Genomic DNA, 12,714 nt, shown 5'->3' with positions numbered 1-12,714 from the left:
GCCAGTGAGTAACCTCTCGTTATGCCGACCGATCCGTGGGGTGGGGTTCCGGATGAATTGCGCGGTTTGTCCGCACCGCGCGAGCGCCTGCACGATCTGGTCGAAGCCGTGTACGCAGTGGTCTCGGACCTGGATGTGGCCGTGGTGCTCCGCCAATTGGTAGCGGCGGCCACCCGATTGGTGAACGCCGACTTCGGTGCCCTGGGTCTGCTGGACCCCGAGAGCGACCCCGGCGACCGCGCGCTGGCGGAGTTCATTCAGGTCGGAATGGACGCGGCGACCGTGGCCGCCATGCCGGGCTGGCCCCGGGGGCGCGGGGTGCTGGGGGTGGTGCTGGCCGGCGAGCGCCCGGTGCGGCTGGACGATGTCGCCGTGCACCCGGCGTTCGAGGGCTGGCCGCCCGGGCATCCGGTGATGCGGGGATTCCTCGGCGTGCCGGTGCGCTACCGGGGCCGGGTGCTGGGCGACCTGTATCTCGCCAGTGCCCGCCCGGGCGCGTTCACCGCCGAGGACGAGCGGATCATCGAGGCGCTCGCGGTGATCGCGGCGGTGAAGATCGCGAATGTGCGCATGTACGAACAGGTCCAGCGGGACGCGGTGCGCAGGCACGAGGATTCGATCACCATCGCGGTGATGAGCGATCGGGACCGGATCGCCAGGGATCTGCACGATTCGGTCATCCAGCGCATCTACGCGGCGGGGCTCACCGCGCAGGGCGCACTCCGGCTCGAACCCGCACCGGAGGTCACGGAGCGACTCGAGCGCGTGGTGGCGGCGCTGGACGAGACGATCCAGGACATCCGGGCGACCATCTTCTCGATCCGGTCACCGGCGCCCGGTGTCGCGGGATTGCGCGGGGAGATAGCGGAATTGGCAGCCTCGGCGGCAGCGCACCTGGGTTTCACCCCCGCGCTGGAGCAGACGGGGCCGATCGACGGGGTGCCCGGGGATATCGCCGGGCAGGCGCTGGCGGTATTGCGCGAGGCGCTGTCCAATACCGTCCGGCACGCGCACGCGACGCGCGTTGATATCGCCGTTTCGGTTGAATTGGGCCATTTGCGAATTTCGGTCGCCGACAATGGCATCGGCCTCGGCGACAATGGACTCGGAGACACCGCGCATCGCGGGGGATTGCGGAATATGGCCGAGCGCGCGCGGGCGCTCGGCGGAGAACTCGACCTGTCGCCCGGGATGGACGGCCGGGGCGCGACCGTCCTGTGGCACGTACCGTTGCCCGGCTGAGGGTGTGCCGCCCCGGTGCTCGGGGCGGACTCTCTGTGCCCCCGGCTAGTTCGGCTGCGTGGAAACGCCGGGCTGGGCGGCGGGCTGGGCCGCGGGCTGCGGGTCGGCCGCGGGGATCTGCCGGCGGTCCGACCACTTGGTGGTGTCGCTCGGCGCGTTCATCGTGGCGAGCAGGTCGATGCCCGCGGCGATCAGGGTCGGGCCGCCCACCGCGAGCGTGCCGATGATGCCACCCGCCGCCGCGCCGGTGGTCAGGCCCGGAATGCAGCCCGCGACCAGGGTGGCGATGCAGCCGATGGTGGCGCCGATCGCGGTGCCGATGAACCCGCCGATGGTGGTGGCCAGGCCGAACTGGGTGATGAACGCGTTCAGCGCGCGGTCGTTCTCCAGCTGCGAGGCAACGGGTTTCACGGTCAGCGGGCCGGCGAGTTCGAGCCCGGCGGGCTTGGCGGCGGTGAGCGTGAGCACGGTGTTGTGCTGCTCCAGCAGCGGTGTGACCGGGATGGCGACGCCGCCCACGCGGAAATCCAGCGGCAGGGTCAGCAGAATGCCGCCCCGCGAGTCCTTCACGTCGACCACGGTCACCGCGTCGGCGGGGGCGACCGCGGCGCCGTCGGCGGCGAACAGCGCGCCGTCGCGCTCGACGAGGCGGGTGGTGATCCCGGCGGCCAGATCGGCGCTGCGGGCCTTGGAGAGTTCGAACATGCCGCTCTCTAGCGTGGTGACGACCGACTTGTCCACGAGCTTGGCCGAGTAGGCGATGCTCGCGGAGTCGGCGGGCTCGGCGTGTGCCACGCCGGTTGCCGAGGTCAATGCGCCGATGGTCAGGGCGGCGGCCGCGGTGACGCTGCGGAATTCCATGCGGTATCCAATCCGTCATCAGGTAAGGGCCGAACAAATCCGGAAGCCTAATGGGAAATCCCAGCGCAGGAGGGGGTTTCATCGGAGTGATGACCGACTGGATCAAGATCGCGTGAATTGCGAATTTTGACCGGGAAATTCCATTTGCTGGAATATTGCCCACTGTGCCCGACCCCGATGTGCGCGAGTGGCGCGCACGCGGCAGACTGCCGGAATGAGTCTCAGGTACAGCGCGGGGGTCCTGCTCTTCCGCCGAGCGCCCGCGGTGGAAGTGCTGATCGGGCATATGGGCGGGCCGCTGTGGGCGCGCAAGGACGCCTCGGCGTGGTCGATTCCCAAGGGGGAGTACGACCCCGCCGAGGAGGGCGCTCAGCTCGCCGCGCGGCGCGAGTTCACCGAGGAACTGGGTCTGCCCGTGCCCGAGGGGGATTGGCTGCCGCTGGGCGAGGTCGAGTACGGCAGCGGGCGCGGGCGCAAGCAGGTCGCCATCTGGGCCGTGGAAGCCGATCTCGATCCCGCCCTGGTGGTTCCGGGGCTTTTCGACATGGAATGGCCGCCTCGTTCCGGGCGCGTGCAGCAGTTTCCGGAGATCGACCGCGCCGAATGGTTCACCCCGGATCTGGCGCTGCCCAAACTCGGTGCGGGGCAGCGTCCTTTCCTGGAACGCCTGACCACCCTGATCGCCGCGCGCTGACCACGCCGGCTGCCACCGGCCGTTCGGCCCGGGCCGTAAAGGCCCGGGCCACAGGTTTTCCGGTAGGACGCTACAGACGCGGGTCGATGGGCGCGGTCTCGAGTGCGAGCACCGCGAACACCGCCTCGTGCACCCGCCACAGCGGCTCCCCGGCCACGAAGCGGTCCAGCGACTCCAGGCCGAGCGCGTACTCGCGCAGCGCGAGTGAGCGCTTGCCGCCCAGACCGCGCTGGCGCAGCCGGCCGAGGTTCTCCGGGCGCAGGTACTCCGGGCCGTAGATGATGCGCAGGTATTCCGGGCCACGGCATTTCACGCCCGGCTGCACCGGCCGACTGCTGCGCGACCCGGTGCCCGCGACCAGCGATTCGGCCGGTTTGACCACCATGCCCTCACCGCCCGCCGCCGTCATCTCGGTCCACCACGCGGTGGCCGCGGCCTCGCTCTCGGGATCGTCGAGATCGACCCGCAGTCGCCGGGTGGTGGTGAACAGCCCGGGGTCGGCCTCGATCAGCGCGTCGATGCGTGCCAGGTGCCAATCATGCTCGCGCACGGCGTAGTTCGCGCCCTGTGCGGCCAGAATCTGGAACGGCGCCAGCCGCACCCCGTCTAGTCCGTCGACCGGCCAGCAGTATCGGCCGTACGCGGTGGTGAACGCCGCCGCGTCCGACTCGCGCGCCAGGGTGCGCGCGGCGAGTTCGCCGACGTCCTGTCCGCGTTCGGCCACCGCCGCGAGCACCCCGGCGGCCGCGGCGAGCGACGCCCGGGCGGCCGCGCCGACCGCCGCGTACTGGGTGCGCAGCAGTCCCATCGCCTTGGCCGACCACGGCAGTAGTTCCGTGTCCAGCACGAGCCAGTCGGAGCCGAGTTCGTCGAACAGGCCGGACTTCTCGGCGGCGGCGCGCACCCGGGCCAGCAGCGCTTCGGTGCGCTCGCCGTCGTCGAAGAAGGGCCGTCCCGTGCGGGTGTACACCGCGCCGGTGCCGCCGTCCTCGACGCCGAACCGCGCACGGGCCGCGGCGGGCGAGCGGGCCAGCACCACGACCGCGCGCGAACCCATGTGCTTCTCCTCGCACAGGACCGACCGCACACCTTCGGAGCGGTAGTACTCGAACGCCTGCGCCGGGTGCTCCAGGTAGCCGTCCACCGTGGATGTGGCACAGGGCGACATCGTCGGCGGCAGGTACACGAGCCAGCGCGGATCGACGGCGAACCGGCTCATGACCTCGAGCGCCGCGCTCGCCGCGTCCTCCTGCACGCCGACCCGGCCCAGGTGCTTGGTCTCCACCACGCGCCTGCCCAGCACATCGTCGAGATCGAGCACGCCGGGATCGCGGTGCACCGCGCCCTCGGCGGTGGCGAAGGTCGGCAGCAGCGGCCGCGTCGGCTCGTACCAGACCTGTTCGGCGGCAACCGAAACCGTCTCGCGCTCCGGGTACCGCAGCGCGCTCAACCGGCCACCGAACACCACGCCGGTGTCCAGGCAGAGGGTGTTGTTCACCCACACCAGATCCGCCACCGGGGTGTGCCCGTACACGACCATCGCCTTGCCGCGATAGTCGTTGGCCCACGGGTAGCGCACCGGCAGCCCGTAATCATCTGTCTCCCCGGTGGATTCGCCGTACATGGCGAACTCGCGGACGCGCCCCGACGCGCGGCCCTGGAACTGCTCCTTGAGACCGGCGTGCGCGACGACGAGGTTGCCCTCGTCCAGCACGTAGTGACTGACCAGGGCGCGCATCCACTCCTGCACGTCCTTGCGGAAGTCCGCGTCCTCGGCCTCGAGCTGACCCAGCGATTCGGCGAGGCCGTGCGCTACCTTGACCTTGCGGCCGTCCAGCGCGCGCACCAGCTTGAACTCGTGATTGCCGGTGACGCACAGCGCGTTCCCCGCGCGCACCATGCCCGTCACCAGGCGCAGCACGCCCGGGGTGTCCGGGCCGCGATCCACCAGATCGCCGACGAAGACCGCCGTGCGCCCCAGCGGGTGTCGCGCGTCGACTGCCCGCTCGGCGGCGTCCCGGGTGATCTCGTAGCCGAGTTCGCCCAGCAGCGTTTCCAATTCGGACCGGCACCCGTGGATGTCGCCGACGATGTCGAACGGCCCGGTCAGTTCCCGCTTGTCGTTCCAGAGGCGCTCGAAGGTGAAGGTGGCGGCGTCGATCGCCTCGACCCCGCGCAGCACGTGCACCCGGCGAAAGCCCTCGCGCTCCAGGAACTTCAGGCTGCGCCGCAACTCCCGCTGCTGGCGGTTCACCACGTGCGCGGGCAGGTGCGCCCGTTCGGCGCGGGCGGTGTTGCGGGCCAGGCACTCCGCGTCCGGCACGTCCAGCACGATCGCCACCGGCAGCACGTCGTGCGCCCGGGCCAGGTCGATCAGCGCCTGGCGGGCTTTGGGCTGCACGTTGGTGGCGTCGATGACCGTGCGCAGCCCGCGCCGCAGGCGCACACCCGCGATGTGGTGCAGCAGCGCGAAGGCGTCGTCGGTGGCCGACTGATCGTTCTCGTCGTCGCTGACCAGGCCGCGGCAGTAGTCGGAGGAGATGATCGCCGTGGCCGGGAAGTGCTTGCGCGCGAAGGTGGATTTCCCGGATCCGGTGCTGCCGACCAGGACCACGAGCGACAGCTCCGGGATAGTGAGTTCAGCCATTACGCGGCTCCTTTCTCGTCGGCATCGCCGGCCCCGGCGGCGGGTGTCGTGCCCGCCGTGGCGTCGGATTTGGTGAACAGGGCGAGCTGGGTGGGCGCGCCGCGTTCCGCGTCGACCGGGCCGACCGGCTCGAAACGCACCGTGTAGCGGTAGTTTTCGCACACCCGCCCGGCCCACGCCGCGAATTCCGCCCGGCTCCACTCGAATCTGTGGTCGGAGTGCCGGAAAGCGCCCGCGGCCAGCGTCTCGTACAGCTCGTTGTACTCCCCGTTGGGGGTGGTCACCACGACCGCGCCCGGCGCGGCCGCCCCGAACACGGCCTGCTCGAGCGCGCCCAGCCGCGGTTCGTCGACATGCTCGATGACCTCCATCAGCACCGCGGCGTCGTACCCCCGCAGCGAGGCGTCGGTATAGGTCAGCGCCCCCTGCCGCACGCTCACCCGCCGTGCCTGGAACTCCGGAAGCCGCCGCAGCCGCCGCTCCGCGATCTTCAAAGCCCGCACCGAAACGTCAACTCCCACAATCTCACCGAACTCCCTGGCCGCTGCCAGCTCCAACAGCAGCGCCCCTTCGCCACACCCGAGGTCCAGCACCCGCCCGGCCCCCGCCGCCCGCAGCGCACCCAGCACCGCCGCCCGCCGCTGCACCCCCAGCGAAGGCCCCCGCCCCGAGCGCTCGGACTCGCCGCCCGCGGTCACACCGGCACCGTCGGCGACGTCGCCCGACGGCTCGCCGGCCCCGGTGGCTGCGCTAGTCCCCGTCGTGCTCGTGCCGGGCGTAGGCCGTGATTCGGCTTGCGCGTCCTGTTCCTGCTTCGAGATGACCTCGGGGACAGCGGTTTCCGTCTCATCCATGCTCGTGTCGACCGCGTCGAACTCCTCCGGTTCCGCGTCGTCCAGCTCCGCCAGCCGCGCCAGCGCGGTGCGGACCAGGGTGTGGCGGCGGGTCAGGTAGCGGCGGGTGATCCATTCGCGGTCGGGGTGGGATTCGAGCCAGCCCGCGCCGAAGCGCAGCAGCTTGTCGATCTCGGCGGCGTCCAGGTAGTAGTGCTTGGCCCCGTCCAGGGCCGGGAGCAGGACGTAGAGGTGGGACAGGGCGTCCGAAAGGCGCAGCACGCCGGTCAGTTCCAGTCGCACGTAGTGCGAGTCGCCCCAGTCCGGGAACGCCGGATCCAGGGGCAGCGCGGTGGCCGTCACCGTCCAGCCCAGGGGCGCGAAGACGCGTTCGGCCCACTCCGTGCCGCCCTTGCAGGGCACCGCCGGCAGCTCCACGCGCAGCGGCAGCGCGGTCTCGGCCAGCTCCGGGCGCTGGGCGCAGCGCCCGTGCATGGCCGAGCCGAAAACCTGGGCGATGGCGACGGCCAGCAGCGACGAGGCCGCGTACGGGCGGTCGTTCACGTACTGCGCGAGACTGAATTCCGGCGTGCCCCTCGTCTTTCCGCGCACCAGCCGCACCGGATCGATCTCCAGCAGCAGCGCGGCGGTGCAGCGTTCGGCGGTCGCCTCGGGGTAGAGCACATGCGCCACCCCGTACGACTGCTCGAAGGTTTGTACGCGCGCGGGGTTCTTGTGCAGCAGGAAGCCCAGTTCGTCGGCCGCCCAGGCGGCGCCGTCAGGTCGCGTACAGGTAATGGTCAACAGCACCCCGCGATGCTCCCGCACCGTCCGCGAGCGCGGCAATCACTTTTCCACGGCCCGCGCGGGCGGGGCGGCGTGCCCGGTGGTCCTCGGGCGGGATGGAACGAGCGCTGGTCACCGCCACGGCGAACCCCGGCCGAACACGGCGCGCCGGGCCCTAACCACCTCGGCGCGCCGGGGGCCGCTCGCGCCGTGTAGGTTTCGGCGCGATGCCGTAAGCCTTGCGGCGGTCCGGAACTCGACGAGCAGGAGCGGGAATGCGCGTGGTGGGCAAGGTCGGTGCGATCGGAATGGTCGCGGCCGCGGTACTGCTGGTGGCGGGCTGTGGTGGCGATGACGACAGCAAGGCCGATTCGTCCGCGACGACCACCGCGGCGCGCTCCGCGGCGGCGACCACGACGCCCGCGAGCAAGGGCCGCGAGTGCACCGCCGACGACATCAAGGTCGACGGCGGCTACGGCGAAGCCCCCAAGATCACCATCCCGGACGACTGCGATCCGCCCAAGCAGCTGATCGTCAAGGACCTGGTCGCGGGCTCGGGCCCCGGCGCGGTCGCGGGTCAGCCGCTGTCGATGAACTACACCCTCATCACCTGGTCCGACAAGAAGAAGCTGGACAGCTCCTTCGATCGCGGCAAGGAATTCACACTCAACCTCGGCGCGGGCGAAGTCATCAAGGGCTGGGACCAGGGCCTGGTCGGCGTCCAGCAGGGCGCTCGTCGCCTGCTGATCGTGCCGCCGGACCTGGGCTACGGCTCGGGCGGGCGCGGCATGAAGCCGAACGAGACCCTGGTCTTCGTGACCGACGCCGTCAAGGTCGGTTCCTGACCGTTCGACCGCTGTACCAGGGCGGCTGGTGAATCACCAGCCGTCGCGGTGCCGTCTGCCACGACCGGTTACACGCCCCCCGGACCGGTCAACTACCCTGGTCGGGATGCGTTCGGGGGGACCTAACGTCAAATGTTGAACTACGAACAAGGAGCATGTCCGTGAAGAGCACCGTCGAGCAGCTGAGCCCGACCCGGGTCCGGATTAACGTCGAGGTGCCCTTCGAGGAGCTGAAGCCCGACTTCGACAAGGCCTACAAGGCCCTGGCCGGTCAGATCAAGATCCCCGGTTTCCGTCCGGGCAAGGCTCCGGCCAAGCTCATCGAAGCGCGCGTCGGCCGTGGCGCCGTGCTCGAGCAGGTCGTCAACGACGTGCTGCCCAAGCGCTACAGCGATGCCGTGATCGCCACCGAGGCCAAGGTCATCGGCCAGCCGGAGATCGAGATCACCAAGATCGAAGACGGCCAGGAGCTCGCCTTCACCGCCGAGGTCGACGTCCGCCCGGAGATCACCCTCCCCGACTTCTCCGCGATCGCCGTCACCGTCGATCCGATCGAGATCAAGGACGAGGACATCGAGGAGCAGCTCACCTCGCTGCGTCAGCGCTTCGGCACCCTGACCGCCGTCGAGCGCGAGATCGCCGACGGTGACTTCGTCTCCATCGATCTGACCGCCACCGTCGACGGCGTCGAGGTCGAAGAGGCCTCCACCACCGGTCTGTCGCACGAGGTCGGTTCGGGCCAGCTCATCGAGGGCCTCGACGAGACCCTGATCGGCCTCAAGGCGACCGAGTCCAAGGACTTCACCTCCAAGCTGGTCGCCGGCGAGCACGCCGGTAAGGAAGCCGTCATCACCGTGACCGTGCAGTCGGTCAAGGAGCGCGAGCTGCCCGAGGCCGATGACGAGTTCGCCCAGCTGGCAAGCGAATTCGACACCATCGACGAGCTGAAGGAAGACCTCAAGGGCCGCGTCGAGCGCGTCAAGAAGGTCACCCAGGCCGGCGAGATCCGCGACAAGGTGCTCGAGGCGCTGCTCGAGGCCACCGAGATCCCGCTGCCGGAGAAGGTCGTCCAGGCCGAGATCGACGCCGTCGTGCACGACGCCGTCCACGGCTTCGACCACGACGAGGCCAAGCTGGCCGAGGCCCTCGAGGCCCAGGGTTCCTCGCGCGAGGAGTTCGACAAGGACACCAAGGAGTCGGCCGAGAAGTCGGTCAAGACCCAGCTCCTGCTGGACGCCGTCGCCGAGGCCGAGAACACCCAGGTCGGCCAGGACGAGCTGTACGAGCGGATCATCTTCCAGGCCCAGCGCTACGGCATGAGCCCGGACCAGTTCATCCAGCAGATCCAGCAGGCCGGTCAGCTCGGCGCGGTCTTCGCCGACGTGCGCCGCGGCAAGGCCCTGGCCGGTGTGGTGACCTCCGCGGTCGTCACCGACACCACCGGCGCGAGCGTCGACACCGCCGAGATGTTCGGCAGCCCGGCCGAGGAAGCCGAGGAGATCTCCGCCGAGGAGCTCGCCGAGGTCGCCGACGCCACCGAGGCCGTCGAGGCCGAGGCCAAGTAACAACTACATTCAACGGCCGGTTCGTGCGGGAGACGGGGTGAATTCCCCGGCTCCGGAGGGCCGGGTATCCGGGGGCTCGGTTCCCGAGAACCCCCCGCGAGTGCGGCCGTGTCAGCGCCCACGTAGTTTTGCGCTGTGAGCGAAGCAGGGCGGTACCGGGAGTTCGGTACCGCCCTGCTTCGTTAGGGTTTGTGTCAGCGCTGGAACTTCCTAAGTGATCAGTAGGGCTTGGTGGGACCGAGCCGGTGAGAGAGGGCAGGTATCCGTGACAACTAATCGGGCAGGGGTGCAGATGGCATCCGCGACTGCTGGTCTGAACCTCAGTGATTCGGTGTACGAGCGGCTGCTGAGCTCGCGCATCATCTTCCTGGGCAGCCAGGTCGACGACGACATCGCCAACAAGCTGTGCGCCCAGATCCTGCTGCTGTCGGCCGAGGACGCGGAGCGCGATATCTCGCTCTACATCAACTCGCCCGGTGGTTCGGTGACCGCGGGTATGGCCATCTACGACACCATGCAGTTCGCGCCCTGCGACATCCGCACGGTCGGAATGGGTTTGGCCGCGTCCATGGGCCAGTTCCTGCTCGCCGCCGGCGCCAAGGGCAAGCGTTTCGCGCTGCCGCACTCGCGGATCATGATGCATCAGCCGTCCGCCGGTATCGGTGGCTCGGCGTCGGACATCGCCATCCAGGCCGAGCAGTTCGCCTACACCAAGCGCGAACTGAATCAGCTGCAGGCGCTGCACACCGGCAAGTCCGTGGAGCAGGTCACCGAGGACGCCGACCGCGACCGCTGGTTCACCCCGACGGAGGCGCTCGAGTACGGCTTCATCGACCAGGTGATCACGCACGCGCGCCAGGCCGACGGCGTCAGCTAGTCACCGACCACCCCACAGACTTTGGAGACGCATATGTCGATCGATCCGCGTGCCGCGGGAATCACTTTCGCCGCTGCCGGTTCGCTGCCGCAGTCGCGCTACATCCTGCCCCAGTTCACCGAGCAGACCACCTACGGCGTCAAGACCTCCGACCCGTACAACAAGCTGTTCGAGGAGCGCATCATCTTCCTGGGCAACCAGGTGGACGATATCTCCGCCAACGACATCATGGCGCAGCTGCTGGTGCTCGAGTCCCAGGATCCGGACCGTGACATCACCATGTACATCAATTCGCCCGGTGGCTCGTTCACCGCGCTGATGGCCATCTACGACACCATGCAGTACGTGCGTGCCGATGTCGTCACCGTCTGCCTGGGCCAGGCCGCCTCCGCGGCCGCCGTGCTGCTCGCGGCCGGCGCCCCCGGCAAGCGCGCCGCGTTGCCCAACGCCCGCATCCTGATCCACCAGCCCTCCAGCGGCGGCATTCAGGGTCAGGTCTCGGATCTGGAGATCCAGGCCGCCGAGATCGAGCGCATGCGCCGGCTCATGGAAACCACCCTGTCCCGCCACACCGGCCGGGACGCGGAGACCATCCGCAAGGACACCGATCGCGACAAGATCCTGACCGCCGACGAGGCGAAGGACTACGGGATCGTGGACACGGTTTTCCAGTACCGCAAGCTCAGCGCCCAGAAGTGAGGCGCGGGGGTGGCGGGGTTCCATGATCCCCGCCACCCGGTCGGTTTCGTGTCGGCTCGGCGGGGAAGTCCTCCCGATACGGCGGGGGACGGTGAGTCGAGGCACATGTTCGGCGAGAAACGTGCCGAAGTTGTCGACCTCGGTCGCCCGCAGCGGGTACGGTCACTCTAGGGACCTTGGCTCGTGGTTGTCGGCTCCGCCTTTGTTCGGCTCGCTTTCGTCGGACTCAGCCGAACCGCTGTATCCGCATTCCTAGCGGAAACGGCATACGCTTTATAGGTGGCACTTCGCCGGCAACCGAGACAGACGGTTGCACGCGGACAAGGAAGTAGGGACCCAAACGATGGCGCGCATCGGTGATGGCGGCGATCTGCTCAAGTGCTCGTTCTGCGGAAAGAGCCAGAAGCAGGTCAAGAAGCTCATTGCGGGACCAGGGGTGTACATCTGCGACGAGTGCATCGATCTGTGCAACGAAATCATCGAAGAGGAGCTCGCTGAATCCAGCGAGGTCAAACTCGACGAACTGCCGAAGCCCGCGGAAATCCGCGACTTCCTCGAGCAGTACGTGATCGGACAGGACTCGGCCAAGCGCACGCTGGCGGTCGCTGTCTACAACCACTACAAGCGAATTCAGGCCGGCGACAAGGGTCGCGACTCCCGAGGTGAATCGGTCGAGTTGGCCAAATCGAACATTCTCATGCTCGGCCCCACGGGTTGTGGCAAGACATATCTGGCGCAGACGCTGGCCAAGATGCTGAACGTCCCGTTCGCCATCGCCGACGCCACCGCGCTGACCGAGGCCGGTTATGTCGGCGAGGATGTCGAGAACATTCTGCTCAAGCTGATCCAGGCCGCCGATTACGACGTCAAGCGCGCCGAGACGGGCATCATCTACATCGACGAGGTCGACAAGATCGCCCGTAAGTCGGAGAACCCGTCCATCACCCGCGACGTGTCGGGCGAGGGCGTGCAGCAGGCGCTGCTCAAGATCCTCGAGGGCACCCAGGCCTCGGTGCCGCCGCAGGGCGGCCGTAAGCACCCGCATCAGGAATTCATCCAGATCGACACCACGAACGTGCTGTTCATCGTGGCGGGTGCGTTCGCGGGCCTGGAGCGCATCGTGCAGGACCGGGTCGGCAAGCGCGGCATCGGTTTCGGCGCGGAGGTGCGCTCGAAGGCCGAGATCGACACCGCCGATCACTTCGCCGATGTCATGCCCGAGGATCTGATCAAGTTCGGCCTGATCCCCGAGTTCATCGGCCGTCTCCCGGTCGTCGCCTCGGTCACGAACCTGGACAAGGAGTCCCTGGTTCGCATTCTGGCCGAGCCCAAGAACGCGCTCGTCAAGCAGTATGTACGCCTGTTCGAAATGGACGGCGTGGACCTGGAGTTCACCCAGGACGCGCTCGAAGCCGTTGCGGACCAGGCCATTCTGCGCGGCACCGGCGCTCGTGGCCTGCGCGCCATCATGGAGGAGGTCCTCCTCCCGGTCATGTACGACATCCCCAGCCGCGACGATGTCGCCAAGGTCGTCGTCAACGCCGACACCGTGAACGACAACGTGCTGCCGACCATCGTGCCGCGCAAGCGTCAGTCCCCGGAACGCCGCGAGAAGTCGGCGTAAGGTACTTCACCACGGCGGCCCCGCGAGAATGCCTCGCGGGG

10 protein-coding genes are annotated in these 12,714 nt (G+C 68.8%); 7 read left to right on the top strand and 3 right to left on the bottom strand.

Annotation, left to right across the window (positions count from 1 at the left end; genetic code table 11):
* The first annotated feature begins 21 nt into the window (after positions 1 to 21).
* Positions 22 to 1,242, top strand: coding sequence for a GAF domain-containing protein (locus ABZ319_RS12720; protein ID WP_354986523.1), 1,221 nt, complete (start codon positions 22 to 24; stop codon positions 1,240 to 1,242).
* A gap of 45 nt (positions 1,243 to 1,287) precedes the next feature.
* Here the strand turns inward: ABZ319_RS12720 and ABZ319_RS12715 are convergent, their stop codons facing one another.
* Entirely contained in the window at positions 1,288 to 2,103 is an 816-nt protein-coding gene (locus ABZ319_RS12715) for a hypothetical protein (RefSeq protein ID WP_354986522.1), read from the bottom strand.
* Positions 2,104 to 2,317: 214 nt separating this feature from the next.
* On the opposite strand from ABZ319_RS12715, the gene ABZ319_RS12710 reads away from it, so the two are divergent.
* Positions 2,318 to 2,797: an NUDIX domain-containing protein gene (locus ABZ319_RS12710; protein ID WP_354986521.1), complete on the top strand. Its 480-nt coding sequence runs from the start codon at positions 2,318 to 2,320 to the stop codon at positions 2,795 to 2,797.
* A 70-nt stretch (positions 2,798 to 2,867) separates the two neighbouring features.
* Here ABZ319_RS12710 and ABZ319_RS12705 read toward each other — a convergent pair whose 3' ends face one another.
* Both ABZ319_RS12705 and ABZ319_RS12700 read right to left on the bottom strand, forming a co-directional pair.
* On the bottom strand, positions 2,868 to 5,444 hold the full coding sequence (locus ABZ319_RS12705) for a polynucleotide kinase-phosphatase (protein WP_354986520.1): 2,577 nt from the start codon (positions 5,442 to 5,444) through the stop codon (positions 2,868 to 2,870).
* A complete protein-coding gene (locus ABZ319_RS12700; RefSeq protein ID WP_354986519.1) occupies positions 5,444 to 7,087 on the bottom strand; it encodes a 3' terminal RNA ribose 2'-O-methyltransferase Hen1 in 1,644 nt (547 codons plus the stop codon). Before ABZ319_RS12700 ends, ABZ319_RS12705 begins: the two co-directional genes overlap by 1 nt.
* Positions 7,088 to 7,338: 251 nt before the next feature.
* On the opposite strand from ABZ319_RS12700, the gene ABZ319_RS12695 reads away from it, so the two are divergent.
* From ABZ319_RS12695 to clpX, 5 genes are all read left to right on the top strand, one after another.
* The gene (locus ABZ319_RS12695; protein ID WP_354986518.1) at positions 7,339 to 7,908 is read left to right on the top strand and encodes an FKBP-type peptidyl-prolyl cis-trans isomerase; all 570 of its coding nucleotides are present in this window, start codon (positions 7,339 to 7,341) and stop codon (positions 7,906 to 7,908) included.
* Positions 7,909 to 8,069: 161 nt separating this feature from the next.
* Positions 8,070 to 9,473 (top strand): trigger factor, encoded by a 1,404-nt coding sequence (tig, locus tag ABZ319_RS12690; protein WP_354986517.1) that lies wholly within the window; start codon positions 8,070 to 8,072, stop codon positions 9,471 to 9,473.
* Between the two features lie 292 nt (positions 9,474 to 9,765).
* Positions 9,766 to 10,350: an ATP-dependent Clp protease proteolytic subunit gene (locus tag ABZ319_RS12685; RefSeq protein ID WP_354986516.1), complete on the top strand. Its 585-nt coding sequence runs from the start codon at positions 9,766 to 9,768 to the stop codon at positions 10,348 to 10,350.
* Between the two features lie 33 nt (positions 10,351 to 10,383).
* Positions 10,384 to 11,049: an ATP-dependent Clp protease proteolytic subunit gene (locus tag ABZ319_RS12680; protein ID WP_354986515.1), complete on the top strand. Its 666-nt coding sequence runs from the start codon at positions 10,384 to 10,386 to the stop codon at positions 11,047 to 11,049.
* Positions 11,050 to 11,392: 343 nt separating this feature from the next.
* Positions 11,393 to 12,673, top strand: a complete 1,281-nt coding sequence (gene clpX, locus ABZ319_RS12675; protein WP_354986514.1) for an ATP-dependent Clp protease ATP-binding subunit ClpX — start codon at positions 11,393 to 11,395, stop codon at positions 12,671 to 12,673.
* Positions 12,674 to 12,714 lie beyond the last annotated feature (41 nt).

Source organism: Nocardia sp. NPDC005978, assembly GCF_040614455.1.
Classification (GTDB): Bacteria; Actinomycetota; Actinomycetes; order Mycobacteriales; family Mycobacteriaceae; genus Nocardia.
The sequence above is the reverse complement of the archived record's forward strand: the minus strand, read 5'-3'. Positions and strand labels throughout refer to the sequence as shown.

Bases quoted from the DNA above. Each gene is read 5' to 3' on its own strand.
- ABZ319_RS12705 (WP_354986520.1), bottom strand. From the start codon at position 5,444: ATGGCTGAACTCACTATCCCGGAGCTGTCGCTCGTGGTCCTGGTCGGC.
- ABZ319_RS12680 (WP_354986515.1), top strand. From the start codon at position 10,384: ATGTCGATCGATCCGCGTGCCGCGGGAATCACTTTCGCCGCTGCCGGT.
- ABZ319_RS12720 (WP_354986523.1), top strand. From the start codon at position 22: ATGCCGACCGATCCGTGGGGTGGGGTTCCGGATGAATTGCGCGGTTTG.
- ABZ319_RS12715 (WP_354986522.1), bottom strand. From the start codon at position 2,103: ATGGAATTCCGCAGCGTCACCGCGGCCGCCGCCCTGACCATCGGCGCA.
- ABZ319_RS12695 (WP_354986518.1), top strand. From the start codon at position 7,339: ATGCGCGTGGTGGGCAAGGTCGGTGCGATCGGAATGGTCGCGGCCGCG.
- clpX (WP_354986514.1), top strand. From the start codon at position 11,393: ATGGCGCGCATCGGTGATGGCGGCGATCTGCTCAAGTGCTCGTTCTGC.
- ABZ319_RS12685 (WP_354986516.1), top strand. From the start codon at position 9,766: ATGGCATCCGCGACTGCTGGTCTGAACCTCAGTGATTCGGTGTACGAG.
- ABZ319_RS12710 (WP_354986521.1), top strand. From the start codon at position 2,318: ATGAGTCTCAGGTACAGCGCGGGGGTCCTGCTCTTCCGCCGAGCGCCC.